We start from the raw sequence: 23,086 nt of genomic DNA, 5'->3' as shown, positions 1-23,086 counted from the left end.
ATGACAGCGACCGACTGGCACCCCGACCTGCTCGGCGAGGGCTTCGAGACCCGGACCCTGGACCTGCCGGAGGGCGCGAGCGCCACCCTGGTCCGCCACGTGCCGTCGGTCGCGCCGCACGGCGACCCGGCCCGGGTGGCCGTGCTGTCCGTGCACGGCCTGGCGGACTACTACTTCCACCCCCACGTCGCCCGCGCCCTGGCCGACGCCGGGTACGCGTCCTACGCCGTCGACCTGCGCGGCCACGGCCGCTCGTGGGAGGCGTACGAGACGGCCGGCGGCGACCCGAACCAGGTCCCCGACCTGGCGCTGCACGCCCAGGACCTGGACGCTGCCGCGGACGCGGTGCGGGCCGCCGGTCACGAGCGGCTCGTGGTGCTCGCCCACTCCACCGGCGGGCTCGTCGTCCCGCTGTGGGCGGACGCCCGCCCGGGCCGCGCGGACGCGCTGGTGCTGAACAGCCCGTGGTTCGAGCACAACGCGCCCCGCCCGCTCCGGTGGGCGGGGGTGGCGCTCGCCGAGGCCGTCGCCCCGCTGGCGCCGCGCGCCGTCCTCAGCCACCTCGACGACGCCTATGCCCGGGCGCTGCACCGCGCGCACGGCGGCGAGTGGGACTTCGACCCGACCTGGAAACCGCACGAGCCGTTCCCGGTGCGCGCGGCCTGGTTCCGCTCGGTCCGCCGGTCCCAGCGGCGGCTGGCCCGCGGCCTCGACCTCGAGATCCCCGTGCTGGTGCTGACCTCGGACCGGTCCACGCACGCCGAGCACCTGACCAGCGACTCGGTGCTCGACGTCGCGCACATGCGCGCGCTCGCCCCGCGGCTCGGCGACGACGTCAGCCTCGCCACGATCCGCGGCGGCACGCACGACCTGGCGCTGTCGCCGTCGCCCGCGCGCGAGGAGTACCTGCAGGTCGTGACGGACTGGATCGCCGCCGCCATCTGACGCTCGGCACCCGCGCGGGGCGCACCGTCCCGGCCGCACAGTCGTGTCCGATTCCCGCTAGCCACCCCGGGGGCGGGCGGGTGACGATGAGGTCGTGCCCGCCACGACCGACACCCGCTGGACCGAGCGATACCGCGCCATCGCCGCGCGCGACGCCCGGTTCGACGGCCAGTTCGTCACCGCCGTGCGCAGCACCGGGATCTACTGCCGCCCGTCGTGCCCCGCCCGCACGCCCAAGCCGGAGAACGTGACGTTCTACCGGACCTCGGCGGCCGCGCACCACGCCGGCTACCGTGCCTGCAAGCGATGCCTGCCCGAGGCGAGCCCGGGCACCCCCGCCTGGGACCTGCGCGGCGACGCCACCGGCCGGGCCATGCGGCTCGTGGCCGACGGCGTGGTCGACCGCGAGGGCGTGGCCGGCCTGGCCGCCCGGCTCGGCTACAGCACGCGCCACCTGTACCGCCTGCTGCGTGCCGAGCTCGGCGCCGGACCGCTCACGCTCGCCCGCGCCCAGCGCGCACAGACGGCGCGCACGCTGCTGACGGGCACGGACCTGCCGGTCGCCGACGTCGCGTTCGCCGCGGGGTTCGGGAGCATCCGACAGCTCAACGACACCGTGCGCGACGTGTTCGCGACCACCCCGACGGCCCTGCGGAGCCGTCGCTCGGTGCGCCCCGGCACGGTGAGCGGCGCCGGCACCGAGGACGACCGCGTCCACCTCGACCTCTCGCTGCCCGTGCGGGAGCCCTTCGACGCGGCCGGGACGATCGCCTACCTCGCCGCGCGGGCGGTCGACGGGGTGGAGACCGCGACCGTGCAGGACGACGCAGCCCGCTACGCGCGCACCCTGCACCTGCCGCACGGGCCCGGCGCCATCGCCGTGACCGCCGGGCCCGCCGTCGGACCGGGACGCCTCGCCGCCCACCTCGAGCTGGCCTCCGTGCAGGACGTCGCCACGGCCGTGGCGCGGGTCCGGCGGCTGCTCGACCTGGACGCCGACCCCGTCGCCGTCGACACCGCGCTGGCCACCGACCCCGCGCTCGCCCCGTCCGTCACCGCGACCCCGGGCGTCCGGATGCCGGGGGCCGCGGACCCGCACGAGACCGTCGTCCGCGCCGTCGTCGGGCAGCAGATCTCGGTGGCCGCCGCGCGGACGCACCTGAACCGGCTCGCGGCGGCCGCCGGCACGCCCTACCGGTCGACGGTCGCCGGGCTCACCCGGCTGTTCCCCACCGCCGCGCAGGTCGCGGCCGACGACGGCGCCAGCCTGGCGCTCCCGGCCCGGCAGCGTCGCACCGTGGTCACCACCGCCGACGCGCTGGCCGACGGCACCCTGGCGGTCGACCTCGGCGCGGACGCCGACGAGCTGCGCGCCGCGCTCGAGGCGCGGCACGGCATCGGCCCGTGGACGTCGGGGTACGTGACGCTGCGCGTCCTGGGCCACCCCGACGTCTGGCTCGACGGGGACGCCGCCCTGCGGACCGGCGCCCGCCGGCTCGGACTTCCCGAGGACCGGGCCGCGCTCGCCGCCCGGGCCGACCGCTGGGCCCCCTGGCGCTCCTACGCCGCCCGGCACGTGTGGCGGGCCGCCGCCGCGCCCCTGGACGAAAGGACCACCGCATGATCGCCGCGACCACCCTCGACACCCCGGACGGACCGTTCAGCCTCGTCGCCGACGACGGCGCCGTGCTCGCCTCGGGCTGGACCGCGGACGTCCCCGCCCTGGTCGGGCTCGTCCACCGGGACCTGCGCCCGGCGGCCGTGCCCGTCGTCGACACCGCCGACCCCGCCGTCGCCGCCCCGGCCGCGGCGGTCCGGGCGTACTACGCGGGCGACCTGGACGCCGTGGCCCGGGTCGACGTCGTCCAGCGCTCCGGCCCGTTCCGCGAGCACGCCTGGGACGTGCTGCGCGAGGTCGCACCCGGCGAGCCCGTCACCTACACCGAGTACGCCCGCCGTGCCGGGCGGCCCGCAGCGGTGCGCGCGGCGGCGGGGGCGTGCGCGCACAACGCCGCCGCACTGTTCGTGCCGTGCCACCGCGTGCTGCGCACCGACGGCACGCTCGGCGGGTTCCGGTACGGGACCGCGGTCAAGGAGTCGCTGCTGGCGCGCGAACGGGCCGAGGCGGCTGCCTGATCCCGCGCGTCAGGCCAGGTCCTCCGGCGCCAGCAGGAACTCCGACTCGTCGGCGATCTCGCCGCCGACGGCGGCGTGGATCGCGGCGGCGACCTTCCCCACCAGGTCGGCCGCCCGTTTGCGGGCCACCACCAGACCGGGCTGGGGGAACTCCATCTGCGCCTCGAACTGGTCCGGCGGGTCCCACACGACGCGGTAGCAGATCGCCCCGCTCGCGGCCCAGGGCAGCTCCTTGACGAGCAGGGGCAGCACCTCGTCGCCCATGACCTCGACGGTCACCCAGCCGTCGTGGCCCAGATCGATCGTCAGCCCGTAGCCGTCCAGCACGACCGGCGCCTGCAGGGCGGCGATGTCGAAGTCGTCGGCCCGGGCGTGCAGCTCGCGCCGCAGCTCCGGGTCGAGCTTCTCGCCCGGGTAGAGCGGCTTCTCCGCGATGCCCTCCGGCGGTCCCTGGTAGTCGGCGCCCTGGGTGGCCAGGACCACGCGCGGGTGGACCTCCTGCAGCACCCGGTGGGCGGCCTGGGGGTCGAGCCAGACGTCGGACCACACCGTCAGGTCGACCGACGCCCCCGGGTCCGGGGTCAGCACGACACCCGCGCCGGCGGCGCGCCGCTGGGTCTCGGCCGGGTCCCACAGGCCCGCCACGTCCAGGCGCACCGAGCCGCCGAGGCGTCGGGCGGCGGCGATCAGCCACTGCACGACGCGTTCCTCCTCGCGGTTCGGCAGCCCCGCCGGGAACGCCCGGGCGAGGCCGTCGCGGTCGCCGCCACCGGGGAACGGCGGGTCGTCCCAGCGCTCGCGCGGGCAGACGACGTCGAAGACCAGGGCGGTGCGCGCCGGCAGGCCGGGCTCGAACCCGTCGCCCCGCGGCGCGTAGGGCCCGTGCACGTGGCTGTGCCGGGTCAGGCGCAGCACGCCGGGCTCACCGGGTCCGGCGATCCGGCCCGCGGGCAGGTCGGCGCCCGGCAGGTCCGACGGGGCGACGTCCCAGCGGGTGCCGCCGAACCGCGACAGGGCCAGCACCTCCACCTCGTCGACCGTCACGTCGTCCGGCACGGCGAGCAGGTGCCGCGCCTGGTGCCCCTGCGTGGACGCGCGCGGGAGCGGTGGCAGGGACGGGGACGAGGTCTGGGCCATCAGGCGACGTTCCTTCCGGGTCCGGGAGTCCGGCCGACGGACGTCGCCGGCGCGGCGGGACCGAGCGTACCGACGTCGGCCCCCGGTGTCGTCGACCCCGGTCATACGTCGGTGCGGTGGAAGGACTGCCAGGAGCGGCTCGCCGTCGGGCCGCGCTGGCCCTGGTAGCGCGAGCCGTACCGCTCCGAGCCGTAGGGGTGCTCGGCCGGCGAGGAGAGCCGGAAGAAGCAGAGCTGGCCGATCTTCATGCCCGGCCAGAGCGTGATCGGCAAGGTGGCGACGTTGCTCAGCTCGAGGGTGACGTGCCCCGAGAAGCCCGGGTCGATGAACCCGGCCGTGCTGTGCGTCAGCAGGCCGAGCCGGCCGAGGGACGACTTGCCCTCCAGCCGGGCGGCGACGTCGTCGGGCAGGGTGACCGTCTCGTACGTGGACCCGAGGACGAACTCCCCCGGGTGCAGCACCAGCGGCTCGCCGGGCTCGACCTCGACCAGCCGGGTCAGCTCCGGCTGCTCCTGCGAGGGGTCGATGAACGGGTACCGGTGGTTGTCGAACAGGCGGAAGAACCGGTCCAGGCGCACGTCGATGCTCGACGGCTGGACCATCGCCGGGTCGTACGGGTCCAGGGCGACGCGTCCGGCGTCCAGCTCGGCCCGGATGTCGCGGTCGGAGAGCAGCACGCTGCACACGGTAGCCGGGCCGACGGCGCCCCGCCGCGCGGTCCGCGCCGTGGTCCGCCGCGCGGTGCCGGAGCGGATTCGGGACACGGGCCGTTGTTGGGTATGATCGCCGTGCGCGCATCGACGTCGGTGCGTCACGCGGGTGTAGTTCAATGGTAGAACTTCAGCTTCCCAAGCTGACAGCGCGGGTTCGATTCCCGTCACCCGCTCGCTGCTCGACGAGGCCCCGCACCGGTTCCGGTGCGGGGCCTCGTCGCGTCGGGGCTCCGTCAGCGCGGCGGCTGCCGGCGGGGCTTGAGCCGCACGTCGGGCAGCGCGGGGGCGCGCAGCGGTCCGCCGTCGTACCCGTCCACCCGGCCGAAGCGGCGTCCGGCCGCACCCTCGACGTAGCCGGTGACGCCGTCGGGGTGCTCGGCGAGCTGAGCCGTCCAGTCGGCCCGTGCCGCTGCGACGTCCTCGTGGGTGCGGCCGACGAAGTTCCACCACATGACGACGTCCTCGGTGAAGGGCTCGCCGCCGAGGAGGACCGCGCGCACCGGGGTCGCCCCCGCGGTCACGACGAGCCTGTCGCGGCCGGGGGCGACGTAGGCGAGGTCGGCGGGCGGCACCTCAGTGCCCTCGAAGGTCGCCTCGCCGGCGTCCACGAGCAGGCCGTGCTCGAACGCGGCGTCGACGTCCAGCTCCAGGCGCGTGCCGGCCGGCACGTCGAGCTGGGCCCCCACGAGCGGGGAGTAGGCGCGGGCGGGCGAGCGCAGCTCGCGGCCGGCGACCTGCAGCGCGCCGAGGAACACCCGCACCCGCGCGCCGTCGACGTCGGCGACGGGCAGGTCGGCGTGGTGGTCGAACTGCGGCGCGGTGGCGGCGTCGCCCGAGGGCAGCACCGTCCACAGCTGCACGCCGTGCAGCGTCGGCGGCCGCGGATGGTCGGGGGTCGAGTCCGGGGACTCCTCCGAGTGGGAGATCCCGTGCCCCGCGGTCATGAGGTTCAGCCCCCCGGGCCGCACGAGCTGCTGGGAGCCCACCGAGTCGCGGTGCATGATCTCGCCGGCGAAGAGCCAGGACACCGTCTGCAGCCCGATGTGGGGGTGCGGCGGCACCTGCATCCCGGCCGAGGCGGAGACGTCGTCGGGCCCGTAGTGGTCGCAGAAGCACCACGCGCCGATGAGGGACCGGCGGCGCTGCGGGATGGTCCGGCGGACCGTCATCGCCCGGGGGCCGCCCAGCGGGACCTCGCGCGCGGTGAGGATCTCGACGTCGGCAGGGGCGTCGCCGACGGTGCAGACCTGTTCGGCGGGACGCAGCTCCAGGTTGCTCATGGCGGCGAGCCTACGCGCGACAGCGCTCCCCGACATGGCCGAGGCCCCCGGGACGGCCGGGGGCCTCGGCAGGAACCACGTTCCCCGCGCGATCGCTGTCGGGGCGCCGTGTCGACGTCACGGCCCCGGGTCTCCTGTCGTGGGAGCCGGGGCCTGGTGCGTCGGTGCCCCGACCTCCGCGTTCTCCACAGGAGACCCGGACGTGGGTGGTCTTCCGGCCACGCCCGGACACCCGCGTCGTCACCCGCGGCCCGCACTCGGTGCGGATCGGCCCGTCGTTCTCCGGTCGACCGTCGTCCCGTCGGGGGGTCCCGACCCGCTGATGGGCGGGGCCGGGAGGTGCTCCTCGCCGAGACCGTTACATCGTTTTTAGACCGGCGCACGTCGCTCTGCAAGGGGTGTGGAGGGCGGATTCTCCGGCCACAGGCTCGTCCACAGCGGGAGCCGCGGAATCCCCACACCGTCCACAGTGCTGTGGACAAAATCTGTGGACGAGAACCCTGCAGCGGCCCGGCACCTGGCGACGGACGCCACGCCCGGCAGGCCGGATGACGTGCTGACAAGCACCCGGAAAACTGCTCAGAACCGCAGGATCTCGGGGTTTCGGGACGTCAGGGACGGCGCAGGAGACCGGTCCACGGCGGGGCGACACCGGCAGGTCGCGCGGCGTTCACCGACGAGCGGCGCGGACAGTACCACGCTCGACACGGATCCACACACCTGTGGACAACTCGCTGGTCAGACCCATGCCCGCGTCGAGGACTGCTGGTCGTCCAGGCGCCGCTCGATCTCGGCCGTCGTGGCGACGAACGCACCGTCGTCGACCAGCACGCCCCCGGTCCGGGCGTGCGTCAGCAGGGCCAGCCGGGCGGCCATCGCCCGCATGCGCGTCCGCGCGATGACGTGGAGCCCGGAGGGCTGCTCGAGCCGGAGCTCGTAGGGGTCCTGGGGGACCCAGCGGACCGTCACCGCGAACGGCCCGTACTCGGCGGGGTCGATGTCGACCAGCGCCCGCGGCACGCGGTCCACGCGCTGGGCGTCCAGGGTCAGGGTGCCGTCGTACGGCGTCCGCGCCACCAGCCGGAAGGTGGCCGAGCCGTCAGGACCCACCGACTCCGCGTCGAGCTCCGCCGTCGCCACCACGGACCGCAGCAGGGCGAGCAGGTCGGCCGAGGCGATCGGGTGCGCCGAGAACAGCCGCAGGTCCACCGAGCCGCCCGGGTCCGGCCGCAGGAGCTGCCGGCCGTCGGCCAGGACGAGGCCACCGAGCTTGCGGGCCACCGCCACGCCCCACTGGACCAGGCGGAGCTCCTCGCCCTCCGGCAGGCCGGCGACGAACGCCCGGGCGATGCCGTCCCGGTCGTCGAGCGAGGCGGGCCGGCCGCCACGCCGGTCGAACATCCCGTCGACCCGGCCGAGGGCGAAGACGCGGACGTCCTCCGGCATCCCGAGCTGGGCCGCGGCGTCCTGCGACCCGGTGAAGGGTCCGGCCGCGCCGTGGTCGGCCCCGATGCCCAGGACGCCCGGCCCGACGTCCTGGGGGTCGGCCGGTGCCGCCGTCATCCCGCGGAAGCGGGCGCCGGTCATCGGTTGTGACGCCCCGGACCGGGCCGCCGGCTCCTTGAGCCAGCGGACGTCCGCGAACCATGCCTCCGCCAGGCGACGCACGACGGCGACGTCGGTCGTGCCGGGCAGGACGAGCAGGTGGTTCGACGCGTGCTCCGGGGGGACGAGCGCCTGGACGTACGACATGTCGCGGACGCTACTCCCCTCGGCGTTCCCGGGGGACCCCCTCGTGTGACGACCGTGTTACGACTCGCCTCAGCCGTCGACGTCGTCCAGGTGGTGGACGACGTCGTGCAGGAAGTACCGCCCGAACGTGCGGACCGTGAAGACCGAGCCGTTCGAGCGCCGCCCGACGCGCTCCAGGTCCTGCTCCGCCACGGTGTCGAACCGGTCAGCGACCGCGGCACCCGCGACGGCGAGCTCGTCGGCCACCCGGGCGGGGTCCAGCGCGGCGTACCCGCCCGCGAGCGCCGCGGCGTCCTGGTCCCAGTTCGCGAAGGCCGCCCCGTCGGTGGCCAGCATGAGCGCGAGCCGCTCGTCGAAGACCCCGAAGACGTCGCGCACGTGGGCGCCGTACTCCAGCGGGGACCACACCTGCGGGACGGGACGACGGCGCACGCCGGGCCGGGCGAGGACGGCCCGCCAGCGCGGCACGAGGGCCCGCACGGCGTCCCCCACCGCGAGGGGGTCGACGTCGGCGGGGTCGAACCCGCACGCCGGGCACGGCTGCTCGACCACCCAGGTCCAGTCCTTGGTGTCCGGCTCGATCTCGTCCGGTCCGACCGGCGAAGTGTCGTCGCTCACAGCCGGCACGATACCGGGCACCGACCTGACGGCGGGGCCCTATGCTGTCAGCATGCCCAAGATCATCGGCAAGAGTCTTCACGAGCACCGCCAGATGACCCGGCACAAGCTGTTCGCGGCGCTGTCCACGCTCATGGCCGAGCGGGGGTTCGACACGATCACGCTGGCCGACATCGCGCAGGCCGCCGGCGTGGGGCGCACCGCCGTGTACAACCACTTCGCGGACAAGGAAGCCCTGCTGCTGGGCTTCATCACCCACGAGACCGAGCAGTACGCCCACACCCTCGAGCGCGCGCTGACCGAGGTCGACGACCCCGTCATGCAGCTGCGCACCTACATCCGCCAGCAGGCGCAGCTGACGACGGTCTTCCACCTCGCGCCGGGTCCGGACCTGCGCACCGTGCTGTCGCGGACCACCCAGGCCCGGCTGCGCGAGCACGCCGAGATCGTCGAGTCGATCCTCAAGCGCATCCTGCGCGAGGGCGTCGAGACGGGCGCCTTCCCGCCCCAGGACATCGAGCCCACCGTGCAGCTCGTCAACGCCTGCCTGTCGGGGCGTCTCATCCCCAGCGACCCCGAGGGGCGCGAGCGCACCATCCGGGCGACCGAGACGTTCGTGCTGCGCGCGGTCGGCGCGCGGCCCCAGATGGCGGCCTGACCGCCTGTCACCACCAGGCGTCGGAGGGCCGGTGGCGGTGCTCGGGCTCCGGCGGCGTGTACGGCACCGGGACCGGAGCGAGGTAGGCGCGGGCGAACTCCAGGGCCGCCACCAGGTCCGTGTGCCGCTCGTGGGCGTCGCGGGCCTTGCGGGTGGAGATCTCCAGCACGACGTCGCCGCTGAAGCCGTTGTGGGCCAGCTCGGTGAGCACCTTGTCGCAGTGCATGTCGCCGCGGCCCGGGACCAGGTGCTCGTCGCGGATGTTGAACGTGCCGTCGGCCAGGTGCAGGTGCCGCAGGCGGTCCCCGAACTCGCGGACGAGGTCCAGGCCGTCCTGCTGGGCGATGGCGGCGTGCGACAGGTCGAGCGTCACGGCGTCGTAGTTGTGCTCGGACGGGTCCCAGCCCGGCAGGTACGCCTTGAGCTCCCGGTCGAGGCGGGAGTGCGGCCGCCACGGGTACATGTTCTCCACCGCCACGGTGACCGGGCCGGAGGCGTTGAGCTCGCGCACCTGCTCCTCGAACCCGCGGGCGTACTTGTACTGCCAGCGGAACGGGGGGTGCACGACGACGGTGCCGGCGCCCAGCTCGGCGGCCATGTCCACCGTGCGGGCCAGCTTGTCCGCCGGGGACCGTCCCCACACCCGCTGACTGATGAGCAGCGTCGGCGCGTGGATGGACCGGATCGGCACCCCGGACCTCTCGGCCAGCCGGGACAGCGCGGCCGGGTCCTGCGTCGCGGGGTCCGACCAGACCATGACCTCGACGCCGTCGTACCCGATCTCGGCGGCCGCCTCGAAGGCGAAGGCCGCGCGGCGCGGGTACACCGACGCGGTGGAGAGTGTCACGGGAATCGGCGTCTCGGCCATGTCGCCACCCTAGGTCGGCCACCTGAAAGAACGCTGGACACGTTACCCCCGAATGCCCCCGGCCGCTGCGGTCGCGGGCCGCCGGTTACGCTGCGTCCCATGGTGCGCGCGGTGGTGTTCGACGTCGGCGAGACGTTGATCGACGAGACCCGGATCTTCTCGCGGTGGGCCGACCGCCTCGACGTGCCGCGCGGCACGTTCCTCGGGCTGGTCGGGGCCTGCGCGGCGACCGACCGACCGCTGGCGGACGCCTTCGCGCTCGCCCGCCCGGGCCTCGACCTGGGCGGCGAGATCGACCGGTGGGCGCTCGAGGACCCCGCGGGGCTGCGGGAGAACTTCGACGCCGACGACCTCTACGCCGACGTCCGGCCGGCGCTGGCCGCCCTGCGCGAGGCCGGTCTCGCCGTCGTCGTCGCCGGGAACCAGCCGCCCCAGGCCCGGGCGGCGCTCGAGGCGATGGACCTGCCCGTGGACAGCATCCGCACCTCCGACGAGTGGGGGGTGGAGAAGCCCGCGCCCGAGTTCTTCGCGCGGGTCGCCGAGCTCGCCGGCCACCCGGCGTCCCAGATCGCCTACGTGGGCGACCGGCTGGACAACGACGTGCTCCCCGCCGCCGACGCCGGGATGCGGCCCGTGCTGATCCGTCGCGGCCCGTGGGGCTACTGGCACGCGACCCGCCCCGAGGCCGCGCGGGTCGACGTCGTCGACTCCCTGCACGAGCTCCTGGCCCTGCTGACCCGCTAGTCCCGGCGCGCCTCGGGGTCCATCTCGTTGGGCACCAGCGCGTCCGGGTCGACCTTGCCGGTGCGGAAGCCGGCACGGCTGACCAGGTGGGCGGACACCGGCGCCGTCGCGAGCTGGAAGACGACCACCAGGACGAGCATCGCCACCGCCGACCAGCTGCGGACCCGGAGCGCGAGCCCGAGCAGCAGCAGGACCAGCCCGAGCACCTGCGGCTTGGTGATCGCGTGCATGCGCGCCAGCAACGAGTCGAAGCGCAGCGCCCCGACCGCCGCCGCGAGGGTCAGGAACGCCCCGGCGAGCAGGCTCACGCCGGCGACCACGTCGGCGACGGTCGTCCAGAAGCCCGGTTCGACCTCGGTCATCGGTCCTCCTCCGCCCGGTCGTCCGCAGGCCGGTCGTCCGCAGCCCGGTCGTCCGCAGCCCGGTCTTCTGCAGCCCGGTCGTCCACGGCCCGGCGCTCCGCGCGCGACGGCTCCCGGGCGGCGAAGCGCGCGATGGCCACCGAGCCGACGAAGCCCACGAGGGACAGGGCGACGAGGATCGGGATGGTCTCGGTCCGCCGGTTCCAGGCCGCCTCGATCGCGATCGCCCCCACGAGGGTCGCTGCGAGCAGGTCCAGCCCGAGCGCGCGGTCGAGCATCGACGGCCCGCGCTCGATGCGCACCAGGGCCAGCAGCGCGGCCACGGCCACCATCACCGCGGCCACCACGACGACGACGGTCATCGGGTCCCCTCCGTCCCGTCCTGCGCCGCGCAGCGCGCGAGCACGTCCCGGGGCGCGAAGCTGCGCAGCACCCGGTCCTCCAGGTCCAGCAGGTACCGCCGCACCCCGTCCGGGCCGCCGGAGCCCTCGATGTCCAGCACGTGCACGGACAGCATCCCGGTGTCCCGCTCGGCCTCCACGATCATCGTGCCGGGCACCAGCGTGGACAGCACGGCCGTGGTCGTGAGGTAGACGTCGTCCGGATTGCGCAGCCGGACCTGCACGACGGCGCCCTGGGGCTGGGGCCCGGGCCGGACCGCGACCCACGCGACCTGGAACGAGGCCACCACGAGGTCGGTGACGAACCGGCCGAGCAGACCGGCGAACGGCACCGGGCGGAACGTCCCCCGCGACGGGATCGGCGGCAGCGGGAAGGCGACGACGACGAGCACCGCCAGCAGCAGCCCGCCCACGACGTTGCCCCACGAGAGCTGCCCCCACAGCAGCACCCAGACCAGGGTCAGCCCGACCAGGGCGGGCCACTGGGCCAGGACCCGGCCGAGGCCGCCCCGCGCGTGCTCCGACTCGGCGCCGGTCATCCGTCACCCCCGTCCGAGCCGTCGGTCTGGGCGTCCGTGACGTCCACGGACTGCCCCGTGCCCCGGTCGGACCCGCCCGGGTACACGGCCTCGATGTAGGTGTACCCGTCCATCGTCGTGGCCGCGGAGCGGTCGGCGTACCCGTACAGCGGGCCCGCGACGACGGTCAGCGAGACGCCGAAGGTCACCAGGGCCGCGGCCGGCCAGACCATGCTGCGCGGCATCGGGGCGTGCTCGGGGACCTCGGCGGGCGCCGTCTGCCAGAACGCCTTGTTCCACGCCTTGACCACCGCGTAGAGGGTCAGCAGGGAGGTCACCACGGAGCCGATCACCAGGGCCCACGCCAGCGGGGTGCCGTCGCGCACGCCCTCGGTGAGCAGCCCGACCTTGCCGAGGAACCCCGACAGCGGCGGGATGCCCGCCAGGTTCAGCGCCGGGACGAAGAACAGCACCGCCAGCAGCGGGGCGAGCTTGGCCAGCCCGCCGAGCCGGTCGAGCGACGTGGACCCGCCGCGCCACTCGACCAGCCCCACCACGAGGAACAACGCCGTCTGCACCGAGATGTGGTGCACGACGTAGAAGATCGCGGCGGCGGTCCCGGCCTCCGAGGCCAGCGCGACGCCGAAGATCATGAACCCGATGTGGCTGACCAGCGTGAAGGACAGGAGCCGTTTGACGTCGTTCTGCGCCACGGCGCCGAGGATGCCGATCACCATGGTGGCCAGCGCGACGACGAGCAGGATCTGGTCCACGACCGGGCTGTCCGGGAAGATCAGCGTCTGGGTGCGCAGGATCGAGTACACGCCGACCTTGGTCAGCAGGCCGGCGAACACCGCCGTGACCGGCGCGGGTGCCGTCGGGTAGGAGTCCGGCAGCCAGAAGGACAGCGGGAAGACGGCCGCCTTGATGCCGAACGCCAGCAGCAGCAGGAGCTGCAGGGCCACGCGGACGGTGTCGTCGATCTCGGGCAGGCGCACGGCGAGCTGGGCCATGTTGATCGTGCCGGTGGCCGCGTAGATCAGGGCGATCGCCGCGAGGAAGAGCACCGAGGACGCCAGCGCCACGATGAGGTACACCGACCCGGCCCGGACCCGTTCGGCGGTGCCGCCGAGCGTCAGCAGCACGGCCGAGGCGGCGAGCAGGATCTCGAACCCGACGTAGAGGTTGAACAGGTCCCCGGTGAGGAACGCGTTGGAGACACCGGCGGCCAGCACCAGGTAGGTCGGGTGGAAGATCGCCACCGGGATCGCGCCGCCGACGCGCGCCTCGTCGACGGTCTCCGCCTCGCTCTCGGGCACGCCCTGACCCAGCGAGTACAGCAGCACGCACAGCAGCATGACGCCGCTGACCGTGAGCATCAGGGCGGCCAGCCGGTCGGCGACCAGCGCGATGCCGACCGGTGCGGCCCAGCCGCCGACGTCGACGACGACGGGACCGCCGTCGGCCGCGAACACGAGTCCCACGGAGGCCGCGGTCGCCGCGACGAGCGCGACGACGGAGATCGTGCGCTGGACGTTGGCGTACCGGTGCAGCGCCAGCGTCAGGCCCGCGGCGAACAGCGGCACGAGCACCGGCAGCGGGACGAGGGTCTCAGGCCCCCAGGCGGCGGGGATCATCGGCCCGCCTCCGTCCCGGCGTCGTCGCCCGCGACCTCGTCGTGCACCGTGGCGGCCTCCTCGTCGAGCGACTCGCCGGTCTCGGCGGCGTCCGCGTCCTCGTAGGCGGGGGCGTTGAGCGCCGCCTGCCGGGCGACGCGGCGGTCCTCGACGTCGTCGGCGACCTCGTCGTGGCCGTGCAGCTGCCAGGACCGGTACGCGAGCGCCAGGATGAACGCCGACAGCCCGAGGGTGATGACGATCGCCGTGAGGGTCATGGCCTGCGCCAGCGGGTCGCTCATCGGCTCGTCGCCCGCGTTGCCGACGATCGGCGACGCGCCGGCCCGGCCGCCCGCGACGAGCAGCATGAGGTTCACCCCGTTGCTGAGCAGGATGAACCCGAGCAGGACCCGCGTCAGCGGGCGCTCCAGCAGGAGGTAGACGCCGGCGCCGCACAGCACGCCGACGGCAAGCACGAGCACCGCCGACGGGGTGTTCTCCAGGACGATCATCGCGACCCCTCCCCCACGACGGCCACGACGTTCTCCGGCAGCTCGCCCTGCCGGTCGATCTCCGCGCCGAGCGTGCGCAGCAGGTCCAGGACGAGGCCGACCACCAGCAGCATCACCCCGACGTCGAAGAACAGCGACGTCACCAGGTGGACGTCGCCCAGCAGCGGGACGTGGACGTCGTAGGTGAAGCTCTCCAGCACCTCGTTGCCGCCCAGCAGGGCGACGAGCCCCACGCCGGCCGACAGGAAGAGGCCGGTGCCGAGCAGCAGGCCCGGCGGCACGGGCATCGCCTCGCCGAGCTCGTACCGGCCGCCGGCGAGGTAGCGGACCGCCAGGGCGATCCCGACCACCATGCCGGCCGCGAACCCGCCGCCGGTGGAGTTGTGACCGCTGAACAGCAGGAACAGCGCGAACACGACCATCGCGTGGAAGACCAGTCGCGTGACGATCTCGAACATCACCGACCGGCGCTCGGGAGTCAGGGTGCGGCCGGCGGCGAGCCACACGCCGCGGCGCGGGCCGCCGTCGTCGCGGTCGGCGCCGGGTGCCCGGGACAGCCGCAGCACCGCTCCGCTGCGCTGGCGCAGGAAGACCAGGGACGCGACGCCCGTGGCGGCGACGAGCAGCACCGACAGCTCGCCCACGGTGTCCCAGGCGCGGATGTCGACGAGCGTGACGTTGACGATGTTGCGCCCGCTGCCGTACTCGACGGACTCCGCGGGGAAGTCGACGCTGATGGGCTGCTGCACGCGCGCCAGGGGCGCCGCGAGGGTGAGCGCCATCATGACCACCCCCGTCGTCACGCCCAGGGCGAGGCGCACCCACCGGCTGGCGGCCAGCGGCCGGTCGGTGAAGTAGGGCGGCAGGCGGCGCAGCACGAGGACCAGCACCACGAGCGTCACCGTCTCGACGAGGACCTGGGTGAGCGCCAGGTCCGGCGCACCGTGCAGCAGGAACAGCGCGGCGTTGGCGTAGCCGGCCACCCCGACGAGGACGACGGCCTTGAGCCGCCGCCGGGCGCGCGTCGCGAGCACGGCCGCCACGACGACGATCCCCACGACCGCGGCCTGCGCCGGCCGGTCCCACGGCACGACGTCGACGGCGACCGTGCTGCCCGAGAGCAGCCCGGACAGGATGACCGCGCCGGGAGCCACGGCGAGGACCACCAGCACGATGCCGAGGTAGAACGGCAGGGAGCCGCGCTGGGTGGCGCCGGTGACGTCGGCGGCGAGGTCGTCCAGGCGGCGCATCGACCGCCGGTAGACGACGTCGGCGCCGCGCGGGGACGGCATCGCGGACTGCCAGCGCTCCACGCGCACGCGCTGCCAGAACAGCACGGCGCCGGCCGCGAGCACCACGGCGGAGGTCGCCAGCGCGGGCGTCAGGCCGCCCCACAGCACCAGGTGCCCCGGGTCCCCCGCCGGGTAGGTGTCGGCGTAGGGGGCCAGCACCCGCTCCCCGGCCGACGGCACGAGCGCGACGAGCAGGCCGCCGAGGGCGAGCACCGCGGGCGGGGCGACCAGGAGCACGGGCTGACGGCGGTGCGGCACGGCCGGGGTGCCGCCGTCGGGCGCGCCGCCGTCGGCCGGCGACGCCTTGGTGCCGAACGCGCCCCACCAGAACCGCAGCCCGTAGGTCACGGTGAGGATCGAGCCGACGACGACGGCGGCCAGCGCGGCCACCTCCAGCGCGTCCGCCCCGTGGGTCACGTCGTGCCAGAGACCCTCCAGGGCGGCCTCCTTGGCGACGTAGCCCGCCGTCGGCGGCACCCCGATCATGGAGGCGGTGGCCAGCAGCCCGGCGGCGGCCGTGACCGGCATCGCCCGCCACAGCCCGGACAGCCGGCGCAGGTCACGCGTGCCGGTCGCGACGTCGACGGCCCCGACCACGAGGAACATCGTCGCCTTGAACATCGCGTGCGCGCCGAGCAGGGCCAGGCCCGCGAGCGCGGCCGCCCGCGTGCCCAGCCCGAGCAGCAGCACGAGCAGACCGAGCTGGGAGACCGTGCCGAAGGCCAGCACGAGCTTGAGGTCGTGCTGACGCAGCGCCCGGTAGCCGCCGACGAGCAGGGTCGCCCCGCCGAGGGCGACCACGGACCACCGCCACACCGGCTCCCCGGACAGGCCGGGCGCGAACCGCGCCACCAGGTAGACGCCGGCCTTCACCATGGCCGCCGCGTGCAGGTACGCCGAGACCGGCGTGGGCGCCGCCATCGCGGCGGGCAGCCAGAAGTGGAACGGCACGAGCGCCGACTTGGTCGCGGCGCCGGCGACCAGGCACAGCGACGCCACGACGGCGGCGGTTCCCGTGGGCGGCGCGGCCACGACCTCGGAGAGCCGCCAGGTGCCGGTCGAGACGCCGAGCACGATGAGCCCGACCAGCATGACCAGTCCGCCGGCCGTGGTGACGACGATGGCCTGCATCGCGGCCCGCCGCGACGCCTTGCGGTCGGCGTAGTGGCCGATCAGCAGGTAGGAGAAGACCGTGGTCAGCTCCCAGAAGACGAAGAGCAGCAGCAGGTCGTCGGCGACCACCAGGCCGATCATCGCTCCCGAGAACGCGGTGAGCGTCGCGGCGAACCGCCCGGTGCCGAACGCGTCCCGGGCGAAGTAGGCCGAGCAGTACACCAGCACCAGGGCGCCGACCCCGCCGACGACGAGCAGCATGAGCCAGGAGAGCGCGTCGAGGCGCAGGTCCAGGGACAGGTCCAGCCCCGGCACCCACGGGATGCTGGTGACCGGGTACCGGCCGTCCAGCACCGCCGTCGTGCTCGCCAGCGCGTAGCCCGCGGCGGCGGCAGGACCCAGGGCGAGGATCCAGAACGCACGCCGGCCGAGCCGGGCCACGAGGACGGGCGCCGACAGGGCCAGTGCGAACGTCAGCAGCAGGACTGGCAGCACGGCACTCCGTCCGGTCGTGGGGCGGGGACATGACTCTAACGGTGCCGGGGCGTGCCGTCCCGACGGAGGTCAGCCGCGCAGGGGCAGGGTGAGCGTCGCGGCGCCGTCGGCCGCGACCGTCACCGGCACTCCCCAGTCCTGCTGGGCGAGGTGGCAGGCCGGGAAGAAGTCCTCCGGCTCGCCGTCCGGGCCGAGCACCACGTCGTCGGGCGGCAGGTCGCAGGAGGCCGCCTTCGCGGTGACGTGCAGGACGCCCTCGCCGACGGCGGGGTCGACGCGCAGGACGCGCCGCAGATCCGTGCCGTCGCCGGCGCCGTCGAGCAGCAGCTCGGGCGGGGTGGCGCTGATCCGCAGCTCGGTCGACGGTCCGAAGCGGTCGTCGAGCTTCTGGCCGGGCGCCGGGGTGAACGGCACCTCGAGGCGCACCGCTCCGCCGCTGATCGCGGTCGCCTCCCGGGCGACGCGGTGCGCGCCCGCGTCCAGCACCTCGCCGGCCAGGTCCGCAGGCAGCGCCACGCGGGTCAGCCGGTGCGCGGCGGACTCCACGACGAGCAGGTGCACGGCGGTGTCGTCGGCCTGCACGACGACGTCGCTCGGTTCGGCCAGCCCGGTCGCGAGGGTGGTGACGAGTCCGCTGCGCGGGTCGTACCGGCGCAGCGCGCCGTTGTAGGTGTCGGCGACGACGGCGGAACCGTCCGGCAGCGTGGCGACCCCGAGGGGGTGCTGCAGCAGCGCCTGGTCGGCGGTTCCGTCCCGGTGCCCGAAGTCGTACAGCCCCTGCCCGACGGCGGTCCGCACCACGACGGCGGGGCTGCCACCGTCGGTGTCGGCCGGGTCGTCGGCCGGGTCGTCGGCGGCGGGCACGACCCGGCGCAGCGCCGAGGTCTCGGCGTCGGCGAGCCAGAACCCGCCGTCGGGCCGACGGTCGTCGTCGAGGGTCGGCGCGAGCCGGGAGGGCTGGGCGAACCACGCCTGCTCGCCGGGCCCGTCCTCGAGCCCCTCGTTCATCGTGCCCGCCAGGAGGCGCAGGCTGCCGTGCCCGTCGGACGCCGCCGGGTCGAACGCCCACAGGGTGTGGTTCCCGGCCGTCGCGACCACGAACGCGCCCAGCGGGCCGGACCAGGCCACGTCCCACGGGGAGGACAGCCGGACCGACGTCGCGGGCAGCTCCTCGTCGGCGGCGTGCGCACGGGGCGCCCGGCCCGGCAGCTCGACGTTCTCCTGACCGCCGACCATGTACTGGTGACCGGTGCCGGCGACGGTGTACACCTGACCGGACTCCAGGTGTACACCGCGCAGGGCGTGGTTGACGGTGTCGGCCACCAGGACGTCGTAGCCGAGCTGCGGGCGCAGGCGCTCGGGCACGAGGCACAGCCCGTTCGGCTCGCTGAACCGGGCGGCGTGGGCGCCGTCGGGGCCGGGACCGCCGTCGGCCAGGCCGCGCTCGCCGGAGCCGATGCGCCGCACCAGGGTCTCGCCGTCGGACGCGAGCTCGGCCAGCGCGTGGTGCCCGGCGTCGGCCACCAGCAGGGTGCCGCCCGGCAGGGTCAGCGCCGCCGCGGGGAACCGCAGCGTGGTCGGCTCCGGCATCGGCGGCACGTAGGGGCCGTCACCGCGGTGCAGGGTCCCCTTGGCGTCGTGCTCGGCCACGAGGTCGCGCACCAGCGCCTCCACCGCCGAGGCGTGCCCCTCCCCGGCCATCTGGGCCACGACGTAGCCCTCCGGGTCGACCACGACCAGCGTGGGCCACGCCCGCGCGGTGTAGGCGTCCCAGGTCACGAGCTCCGGGTCGTCCAGGACGGGGTGGCGCACGTCGTAGCGCTCGACCGCGGCGGCCAGGGCGTCCGGGTCGGCCTCGTGGGCGAACTTGGGCGAGTGCACGCCGACGATCACCAGGACGTCGCGGTGCGCCTCCTCGAGCTCGCGCAGCTCGTCCAGGACGTGCAGGCAGTTCAGGCAGCAGAAGGTCCAGAAGTCCAGCACGACGATCTTGCCGCGCAGGGCGGCCAGGTCCAGGTCGCGGCCGCCGGTGTTCAACCAGCCACGGCCGACGAGCTCCGACGCGCGGACCTTGGGCAGGGCGGGGGTGGTGCTCACCGCCCCATTGTCACAGCGCCTGGACGGCCCCCACCACATGCACCCGCACCGGCACGCCCTCGACCGCCGGCGGGACGTCCTTGCGGGCGCCGACCGTGGTGACGTTCACCTGCAGCACCCAGTCGTGGGCGTCGCCGCGCTGGGCGAGCCCGACTCCGCACACGCCGTCGACCTGCGCGATGCGCTCCCGCAGCGACCGCTTGGCGGCACGGGCCTGGTCGATCGTGGCCATCGCCACCACCTCCTGGGCACCATTGTCCCCCGCGGCGCCCAGCAGTGCCACGATGGACCGGTGACGACGATTCCCACCGTGACCCTGAACAACGGCGTCCCGATCCCCCAGCTCGGCTTCGGGACCTACAAGATCGGCGACGACGAGACCCGCGACGCCGTGCTCAGCGCCCTCGAGGCGGGGTACCGGCACATCGACACCGCGCAGATGTACCGCAACGAGCGCGGCGTCGGCGACGCCATCGCAGCCTCCGGCCTGCCGCGTGGCGAGGTCTTCGTGACCAGCAAGCTGAACAACGGCCACCACGCCTACGACGACGCCCTGGCCTCCTTCGACCGGACCCTGTCCGAGCTGCAGCTCGAGTTCGTGGACCTGTTCCTCATCCACTGGCCGCTGCCCGCCGTCGGGCGGTACCTGGAGGCGTGGCGGGCCCTGGAGGAGATCCTGCGCTCCGGCCGCGCCCGCGCCATCGGGGTCTCGAACTTCCAGCCCGCCCACCTGCGCACCCTCCTGGACGAGTCCACCGTCGTGCCCGCGGTGAACCAGATCGAGATGCACCCGTGGTTCACGAACGCCGACGTGCGCTACTTCGACGAGAGCCACGGCATCACCACCGAGGCCTGGTCGCCGCTCGGTCGCGGCGCCGTGCTCGAGGACCCGGTGATCACCGGGATCGCGGAGGACCACGGCGCCACGCCGGCCCAGGTCGTCCTCGCCTGGCACCTGGCCCGCGGCGTCGTCGTCATCCCCAAGTCCGTGACGCCGTCGCGGATCGCCTCGAACCTGCGCGCCGTGGACGTCGCGCTGAGCGAGGACGAGGTCGCGGCGATCACCGCCCTGGACCGCGGCGAGCGGCAGGGTTCCCACCCCGACCGGGAGAACAGGACCGACCGCTGAGAAGCCCCGCCACCCCCGGCCCCGGGTTGTGGGCATGAAATCTGCAGGTGATCTCCGGCGCGGCGTTGCAGATTTCATGCCCACAACGCGGGTGGGAGCGGGCAGAATGTCGTCATGGAGCGCCACACCGTCGTCGCGATCCGCGAGGGGCTGCACGCCCGCCCGGCGGCCCTGTTCACCCGCCTCGCGGCGTCCCAACCCGTCCCCGTCCGGATCGCCCGGGACGGCGGCGACCCCGTCGACGCCGCGAGCATCCTCGCGGTGATGACCCTCGGGGCCGACGCCGGCACCTCGGTCACGCTCTCGGTCGACGACGGCGCACCGGGGACCGACGAGGACGCCGCCGCCGCGGCGCTGGACCGGCTCGAGGAGTTCCTCAGCGACCCCGAGCCGTCCTGAGCCGTCCCGGGCCGGGCCGCCGGCCCGGTCAGAGCCCGAGGTCGGTGAGCACCGGCCGGATCGCGTCCCGCACCGCGTGCCGCGCCACCATCGGGTCGGACTCGGCCAGGGCCAGCCGCGCGAGGTCGACGCACTCGTCGAACGTGACCCGCTCGAGGACCGCCGCGACGTCGGCGAGCGCCCGCGGCGTCATCGACAGCGACCGCACGCCCAGCCCGACGAGCACCGGCGCGAGGGTGGCGTCGGCCGCCGCCTCGCCGCACACCCCGACGGGACGGTCGTGCTGGGCGGCACCGGTGCAGGTCGCGCGGATCAGCTCCAGCACCGCGGGCTGCCACGGCGTGGACAGGGCGGCGAGCTCGCCGAGCATGCGGTCGGCCGCCATCGTGTACTGGATGAGGTCGTTGGTGCCGATCGAGCCGAAGGCGGCGTGCGCGAACACGTCGGCGGACCGCAGCGCCGCGGCGGGCACCTCGACCATCACCCCGGCGGTCCGCAGCCCGTGCGCCTCGCACGCGGCGACGAAGTCGGCGGCCTCGCCGGCGGTGGCGACCATCGGGGCCATCACCCACACCTCGGCGTTCTCGGCCTCGGCCGCCACGGCGATCGCCTGCAGCTGCCGGTCGAGCACCCCGGGCCGCGTGGCCGCGGTGCGCAGGCCGCGGACCCCGAGCGCCGGGTTCGGCTCGCCGTCGGCGGTGACGAAGGGCAGCGGCTTGTCGGCCCCCGCGTCGAGGGTGCGCACCACGACCTTGCGCCGCGGGAAGGCGGAGAGCACCTGGCGGTAGGCGGCCACCTGCTCGGAGACGCCCGGTTCGGTGCTGCGGCCGAGGAAGCAGAACTCCGTGCGGAACAGCCCGACGCCCTCGGCCGACGCCTCGAGCGCGGCCTGCGCCCCGGCCGGGTCGGCGACGTTGGCGAGCAGCTCGACGCGCGTGCCGTCGGCGGTGCGCCCGGTGCCGTCGAACACCCGCCGCTCCGCCTCGTGCTGCTGCGCGGCCGCGACGGTGTCGGGGTCGGGGTCGAGGACCACGACCCCCGCGGACCCGTCGAGCAGCACCGTGTCGCCGTCGGCGATCTCCTCGGCGCCGCGGACCGCCACGACGGCCGGGATCCCCAGCGCCCGGGCGAGGATGGCGGTGTGCGAGGTCGGCCCGCCGCCGCTGGTGACCACGCCGAGGACGACCTCGGGGTCGAGCGTGGCGGTGTCGGCCGGGGCGAGGTCGTCCCCGACGAGCACGAACGGGTGGTCCAGGCGGGGGACGCCGGGCGGGCGGACGCCGATGAGCTCGGCGACGATGCGGTCGCGGACGTCCCCCACGTCGCGGGCGCGCTCGGCGAGCGGCGGGCCGAGCTTCTCGAACTGCTTGATCAGGCCGCGCGCGGCGTCCCAGATCGCGCGCTCCGGGGTGAGGTGGTCGTTCCGGATGCGGCGCTCGGCGTCCGCCACCAGGGCCGGGTCCGCCGCCATCGCCGCGGTGACGGCGAGCAGGTCGGCCGCGGTGCCGGTCGCCCGTCCCGCCCGGTCGGTGAGCTCGTCCCGCACGGCGCGGGCGGCCGCGGTGAGGTGCCCGACGGCGGCCTCCACGTCCTCGCCGCCGAGCCGCGTCGTGCGGGGCTCGGGCACCGGCGGAGGCATGGTCGCGGCCGGGCCGGCGGCCCGGCCGGGGCTGACCGGCGCTCCTGAGAGAGTGGTGCTCATCGCTTCCGTGGCCTCCGTCCGCCCCACCGGTCCCGCACCCGCGCGTCACCGAGCCGTCGTGTGTCTCGCACGCTGTCGGATGCGGCACCCTGTGTCAAGGACCCGGCGCTGCGCCGCCCCCCGAATCCCAGGAGGACCGATGACCCTGCTCGTCAGCTCGCCCGTCGCCGGGACCGTCGTCGAGGTCGGCGAGGTCCCGGACCCGGTCTTCTCCGCCGGCCTGGTCGGCCCCGGCACCGCCGTCGAGCCCGCGGGGTCGCAGGTCCTGGCACCGGTCGACGGGCGGGTGGTCAAGCTGCACCCGCACGCCTTCGTGGTGCAGCCGCCGTCCGGTCCGGCGGTGCTGGTGCACCTGGGGATCGACACCGTCCAGCTCGGCGGGGCGGGGTTCACCGTCCACGTCGCCGAGGGCGACGCGGTGGTCACGGGTCAGCTCCTGGTCGAGTGGGACCCGGCGGAGGTGCGTGCCGGCGGACGTTCGGCAGTCTGCCCGGTGGTGCTGCTGGAGGCGTCCCCGGAGCAGGTGGAGCTGCGCGCCGCGCCCGGTGCGGCGGTCGAGCCCGGGGACCCCCTGCTCGCCGTGCCGTGAGCGGTCGGTG

23 protein-coding genes and 1 tRNA gene are annotated in these 23,086 nt (G+C 75.1%); 9 read left to right on the top strand and 15 right to left on the bottom strand.

What is annotated here, in order from left to right:
• From PO879_RS01695 to PO879_RS01685, 3 genes are all read left to right on the top strand, one after another.
• Positions 1-945, top strand: a complete 945-nt coding sequence (locus PO879_RS01695; protein WP_278236221.1) for an alpha/beta hydrolase — start codon at positions 1-3, stop codon at positions 943-945.
• Positions 946-1,039: 94 nt separating this feature from the next.
• Positions 1,040-2,569 carry an AlkA N-terminal domain-containing protein gene (locus PO879_RS01690; RefSeq protein WP_278236220.1) on the top strand — a complete coding sequence of 510 codons (1,530 nt, stop codon included), beginning with the start codon at positions 1,040-1,042 and terminating at the stop codon, positions 2,567-2,569.
• A complete protein-coding gene (locus PO879_RS01685) occupies positions 2,566-3,081 on the top strand; it encodes a methylated-DNA--[protein]-cysteine S-methyltransferase (protein WP_278236219.1) in 516 nt (171 codons plus the stop codon). Before PO879_RS01690 ends, PO879_RS01685 begins: the two co-directional genes overlap by 4 nt.
• A 9-nt stretch (positions 3,082-3,090) precedes the next feature.
• On the opposite strand, the gene PO879_RS01680 is transcribed toward PO879_RS01685, so the two are convergent.
• The gene (locus PO879_RS01680; RefSeq protein WP_278236218.1) at positions 3,091-4,218 is read right to left on the bottom strand and encodes a hypothetical protein; all 1,128 of its coding nucleotides are present in this window, start codon (positions 4,216-4,218) and stop codon (positions 3,091-3,093) included.
• A gap of 101 nt (positions 4,219-4,319) precedes the next feature.
• The gene (gene dcd, locus PO879_RS01675) at positions 4,320-4,895 is read right to left on the bottom strand and encodes a dCTP deaminase (protein WP_278236217.1); all 576 of its coding nucleotides are present in this window, start codon (positions 4,893-4,895) and stop codon (positions 4,320-4,322) included.
• A gap of 138 nt (positions 4,896-5,033) precedes the next feature.
• Between dcd and PO879_RS01670 the strand changes: the two genes are divergently transcribed.
• Positions 5,034-5,104 (top strand) — tRNA-Gly (locus PO879_RS01670).
• 60 nt (positions 5,105-5,164) lie between these two features.
• Here the strand turns inward: PO879_RS01670 and PO879_RS01665 are convergent.
• The 3 genes from PO879_RS01665 to PO879_RS01655 all read right to left on the bottom strand — a co-directional run bounded on the left by PO879_RS01665 (position 5,165) and on the right by PO879_RS01655 (position 8,581).
• Complete coding sequence (locus PO879_RS01665; RefSeq protein WP_278236216.1) at positions 5,165-6,211, bottom strand: pirin family protein; 1,047 nt, start codon at positions 6,209-6,211, stop codon at positions 5,165-5,167.
• A 738-nt stretch (positions 6,212-6,949) separates the two neighbouring features.
• Positions 6,950-7,963, bottom strand: a complete 1,014-nt coding sequence (locus PO879_RS01660) for a hypothetical protein (RefSeq protein WP_278236215.1) — start codon at positions 7,961-7,963, stop codon at positions 6,950-6,952.
• A gap of 69 nt (positions 7,964-8,032) precedes the next feature.
• Positions 8,033-8,581: a DinB family protein gene (locus tag PO879_RS01655; protein ID WP_278236214.1), complete on the bottom strand. Its 549-nt coding sequence runs from the start codon at positions 8,579-8,581 to the stop codon at positions 8,033-8,035.
• A 52-nt stretch (positions 8,582-8,633) separates the two neighbouring features.
• Between PO879_RS01655 and PO879_RS01650 the strand changes: the two genes are divergently transcribed.
• On the top strand, positions 8,634-9,239 hold the full coding sequence (locus PO879_RS01650) for a TetR/AcrR family transcriptional regulator (RefSeq protein ID WP_278236213.1): 606 nt from the start codon (positions 8,634-8,636) through the stop codon (positions 9,237-9,239).
• A gap of 7 nt (positions 9,240-9,246) precedes the next feature.
• On the opposite strand, the gene PO879_RS01645 is transcribed toward PO879_RS01650, so the two are convergent.
• The gene (locus PO879_RS01645; RefSeq protein WP_278236212.1) at positions 9,247-10,107 is read right to left on the bottom strand and encodes a sugar phosphate isomerase/epimerase; all 861 of its coding nucleotides are present in this window, start codon (positions 10,105-10,107) and stop codon (positions 9,247-9,249) included.
• A gap of 99 nt (positions 10,108-10,206) precedes the next feature.
• On the opposite strand from PO879_RS01645, the gene PO879_RS01640 reads away from it, so the two are divergent.
• A complete protein-coding gene (locus PO879_RS01640; protein WP_278236211.1) occupies positions 10,207-10,851 on the top strand; it encodes an HAD family hydrolase in 645 nt (214 codons plus the stop codon).
• Here PO879_RS01640 and mnhG read toward each other — a convergent pair.
• From mnhG to PO879_RS01600, 8 genes are all read right to left on the bottom strand, one after another.
• Positions 10,848-11,213: a monovalent cation/H(+) antiporter subunit G gene (gene mnhG, locus PO879_RS01635; RefSeq protein WP_278236210.1), complete on the bottom strand. Its 366-nt coding sequence runs from the start codon at positions 11,211-11,213 to the stop codon at positions 10,848-10,850. The two genes, PO879_RS01640 and mnhG, sit on opposite strands and share 4 nt — an antisense overlap.
• Positions 11,210-11,575, bottom strand: coding sequence for a monovalent cation/H+ antiporter complex subunit F (locus PO879_RS01630; RefSeq protein WP_278236209.1), 366 nt, complete (start codon positions 11,573-11,575; stop codon positions 11,210-11,212). Before PO879_RS01630 ends, mnhG begins: the two co-directional genes overlap by 4 nt.
• Positions 11,572-12,153, bottom strand: coding sequence for a Na+/H+ antiporter subunit E (locus PO879_RS01625; RefSeq protein WP_278236208.1), 582 nt, complete (start codon positions 12,151-12,153; stop codon positions 11,572-11,574). Before PO879_RS01625 ends, PO879_RS01630 begins: the two co-directional genes overlap by 4 nt.
• The gene (locus PO879_RS01620; RefSeq protein ID WP_278236207.1) at positions 12,150-13,769 is read right to left on the bottom strand and encodes a Na+/H+ antiporter subunit D; all 1,620 of its coding nucleotides are present in this window, start codon (positions 13,767-13,769) and stop codon (positions 12,150-12,152) included. The genes PO879_RS01625 and PO879_RS01620 overlap by 4 nt, the downstream gene beginning before the upstream one ends.
• Positions 13,766-14,260, bottom strand: coding sequence for a Na(+)/H(+) antiporter subunit C (locus PO879_RS01615; protein ID WP_278236206.1), 495 nt, complete (start codon positions 14,258-14,260; stop codon positions 13,766-13,768). The genes PO879_RS01620 and PO879_RS01615 overlap by 4 nt, the downstream gene beginning before the upstream one ends.
• A complete protein-coding gene (locus PO879_RS01610) occupies positions 14,257-17,160 on the bottom strand; it encodes a Na+/H+ antiporter subunit A (protein ID WP_278236205.1) in 2,904 nt (967 codons plus the stop codon). Before PO879_RS01610 ends, PO879_RS01615 begins: the two co-directional genes overlap by 4 nt.
• 69 nt (positions 17,161-17,229) lie before the next feature.
• The gene (locus PO879_RS01605) at positions 17,230-19,296 is read right to left on the bottom strand and encodes an NHL domain-containing thioredoxin family protein (protein ID WP_278236204.1); all 2,067 of its coding nucleotides are present in this window, start codon (positions 19,294-19,296) and stop codon (positions 17,230-17,232) included.
• Positions 19,268-19,540, bottom strand: a complete 273-nt coding sequence (locus PO879_RS01600; RefSeq protein ID WP_278236203.1) for a hypothetical protein — start codon at positions 19,538-19,540, stop codon at positions 19,268-19,270. Before PO879_RS01600 ends, PO879_RS01605 begins: the two co-directional genes overlap by 29 nt.
• 9 nt (positions 19,541-19,549) lie before the next feature.
• On the opposite strand from PO879_RS01600, the gene PO879_RS01595 reads away from it, so the two are divergent.
• Together PO879_RS01595 and PO879_RS01590 are read left to right on the top strand one after the other, a co-directional pair.
• Positions 19,550-20,386 (top strand): aldo/keto reductase, encoded by an 837-nt coding sequence (locus PO879_RS01595; RefSeq protein WP_278236202.1) that lies wholly within the window; start codon positions 19,550-19,552, stop codon positions 20,384-20,386.
• A 114-nt stretch (positions 20,387-20,500) separates the two neighbouring features.
• Positions 20,501-20,785, top strand: a complete 285-nt coding sequence (locus PO879_RS01590; protein WP_278236201.1) for an HPr family phosphocarrier protein — start codon at positions 20,501-20,503, stop codon at positions 20,783-20,785.
• Positions 20,786-20,813: 28 nt separating this feature from the next.
• Here PO879_RS01590 and ptsP read toward each other — a convergent pair whose 3' ends face one another.
• Positions 20,814-22,487 (bottom strand): phosphoenolpyruvate--protein phosphotransferase, encoded by a 1,674-nt coding sequence (ptsP, locus tag PO879_RS01585; protein ID WP_278236200.1) that lies wholly within the window; start codon positions 22,485-22,487, stop codon positions 20,814-20,816.
• A gap of 139 nt (positions 22,488-22,626) precedes the next feature.
• Here ptsP and PO879_RS01580 point away from each other — a divergent pair, with 139 nt between their 5' ends.
• Positions 22,627-23,076 (top strand): PTS glucose transporter subunit IIA, encoded by a 450-nt coding sequence (locus PO879_RS01580; RefSeq protein ID WP_278236199.1) that lies wholly within the window; start codon positions 22,627-22,629, stop codon positions 23,074-23,076.
• The last annotated feature ends 10 nt before the right edge of the window (positions 23,077-23,086 follow it).

Source organism: Isoptericola sp. AK164 (genome assembly GCF_029643425.1).
GTDB classification, from domain to species: domain Bacteria; phylum Actinomycetota; class Actinomycetes; order Actinomycetales; family Cellulomonadaceae; genus Isoptericola; species Isoptericola haloaureus.
Note: the sequence above shows the minus strand (reverse complement) of the source record. Positions and strands in the feature narration are given on the sequence as shown.

What these genes read in the sequence shown, in the direction of transcription:
- PO879_RS01695 (WP_278236221.1), top strand. Translation starts at nt 1, where the DNA reads ATGACAGCGACCGACTGGCACCCCGACCTGCTCGGCGAGGGCTTCGAG.
- PO879_RS01685 (WP_278236219.1), top strand. Translation starts at nt 2,566, where the DNA reads ATGATCGCCGCGACCACCCTCGACACCCCGGACGGACCGTTCAGCCTC.
- PO879_RS01680 (WP_278236218.1), bottom strand. Translation starts at nt 4,218, where the DNA reads ATGGCCCAGACCTCGTCCCCGTCCCTGCCACCGCTCCCGCGCGCGTCC.
- PO879_RS01665 (WP_278236216.1), bottom strand. Translation starts at nt 6,211, where the DNA reads ATGAGCAACCTGGAGCTGCGTCCCGCCGAACAGGTCTGCACCGTCGGC.
- PO879_RS01660 (WP_278236215.1), bottom strand. Translation starts at nt 7,963, where the DNA reads ATGTCGTACGTCCAGGCGCTCGTCCCCCCGGAGCACGCGTCGAACCAC.
- PO879_RS01650 (WP_278236213.1), top strand. Translation starts at nt 8,634, where the DNA reads ATGCCCAAGATCATCGGCAAGAGTCTTCACGAGCACCGCCAGATGACC.
- PO879_RS01645 (WP_278236212.1), bottom strand. Translation starts at nt 10,107, where the DNA reads ATGGCCGAGACGCCGATTCCCGTGACACTCTCCACCGCGTCGGTGTAC.
- PO879_RS01640 (WP_278236211.1), top strand. Translation starts at nt 10,207, where the DNA reads ATGGTGCGCGCGGTGGTGTTCGACGTCGGCGAGACGTTGATCGACGAG.
- mnhG (WP_278236210.1), bottom strand. Translation starts at nt 11,213, where the DNA reads ATGACCGAGGTCGAACCGGGCTTCTGGACGACCGTCGCCGACGTGGTC.
- PO879_RS01630 (WP_278236209.1), bottom strand. Translation starts at nt 11,575, where the DNA reads ATGACCGTCGTCGTCGTGGTGGCCGCGGTGATGGTGGCCGTGGCCGCG.
- PO879_RS01625 (WP_278236208.1), bottom strand. Translation starts at nt 12,153, where the DNA reads ATGACCGGCGCCGAGTCGGAGCACGCGCGGGGCGGCCTCGGCCGGGTC.
- PO879_RS01620 (WP_278236207.1), bottom strand. Translation starts at nt 13,769, where the DNA reads ATGATCCCCGCCGCCTGGGGGCCTGAGACCCTCGTCCCGCTGCCGGTG.
- PO879_RS01615 (WP_278236206.1), bottom strand. Translation starts at nt 14,260, where the DNA reads ATGATCGTCCTGGAGAACACCCCGTCGGCGGTGCTCGTGCTTGCCGTC.
- PO879_RS01605 (WP_278236204.1), bottom strand. Translation starts at nt 19,296, where the DNA reads ATGTGGTGGGGGCCGTCCAGGCGCTGTGACAATGGGGCGGTGAGCACC.
- PO879_RS01590 (WP_278236201.1), top strand. Translation starts at nt 20,501, where the DNA reads ATGGAGCGCCACACCGTCGTCGCGATCCGCGAGGGGCTGCACGCCCGC.
- ptsP (WP_278236200.1), bottom strand. Translation starts at nt 22,487, where the DNA reads ATGAGCACCACTCTCTCAGGAGCGCCGGTCAGCCCCGGCCGGGCCGCC.
- PO879_RS01580 (WP_278236199.1), top strand. Translation starts at nt 22,627, where the DNA reads ATGACCCTGCTCGTCAGCTCGCCCGTCGCCGGGACCGTCGTCGAGGTC.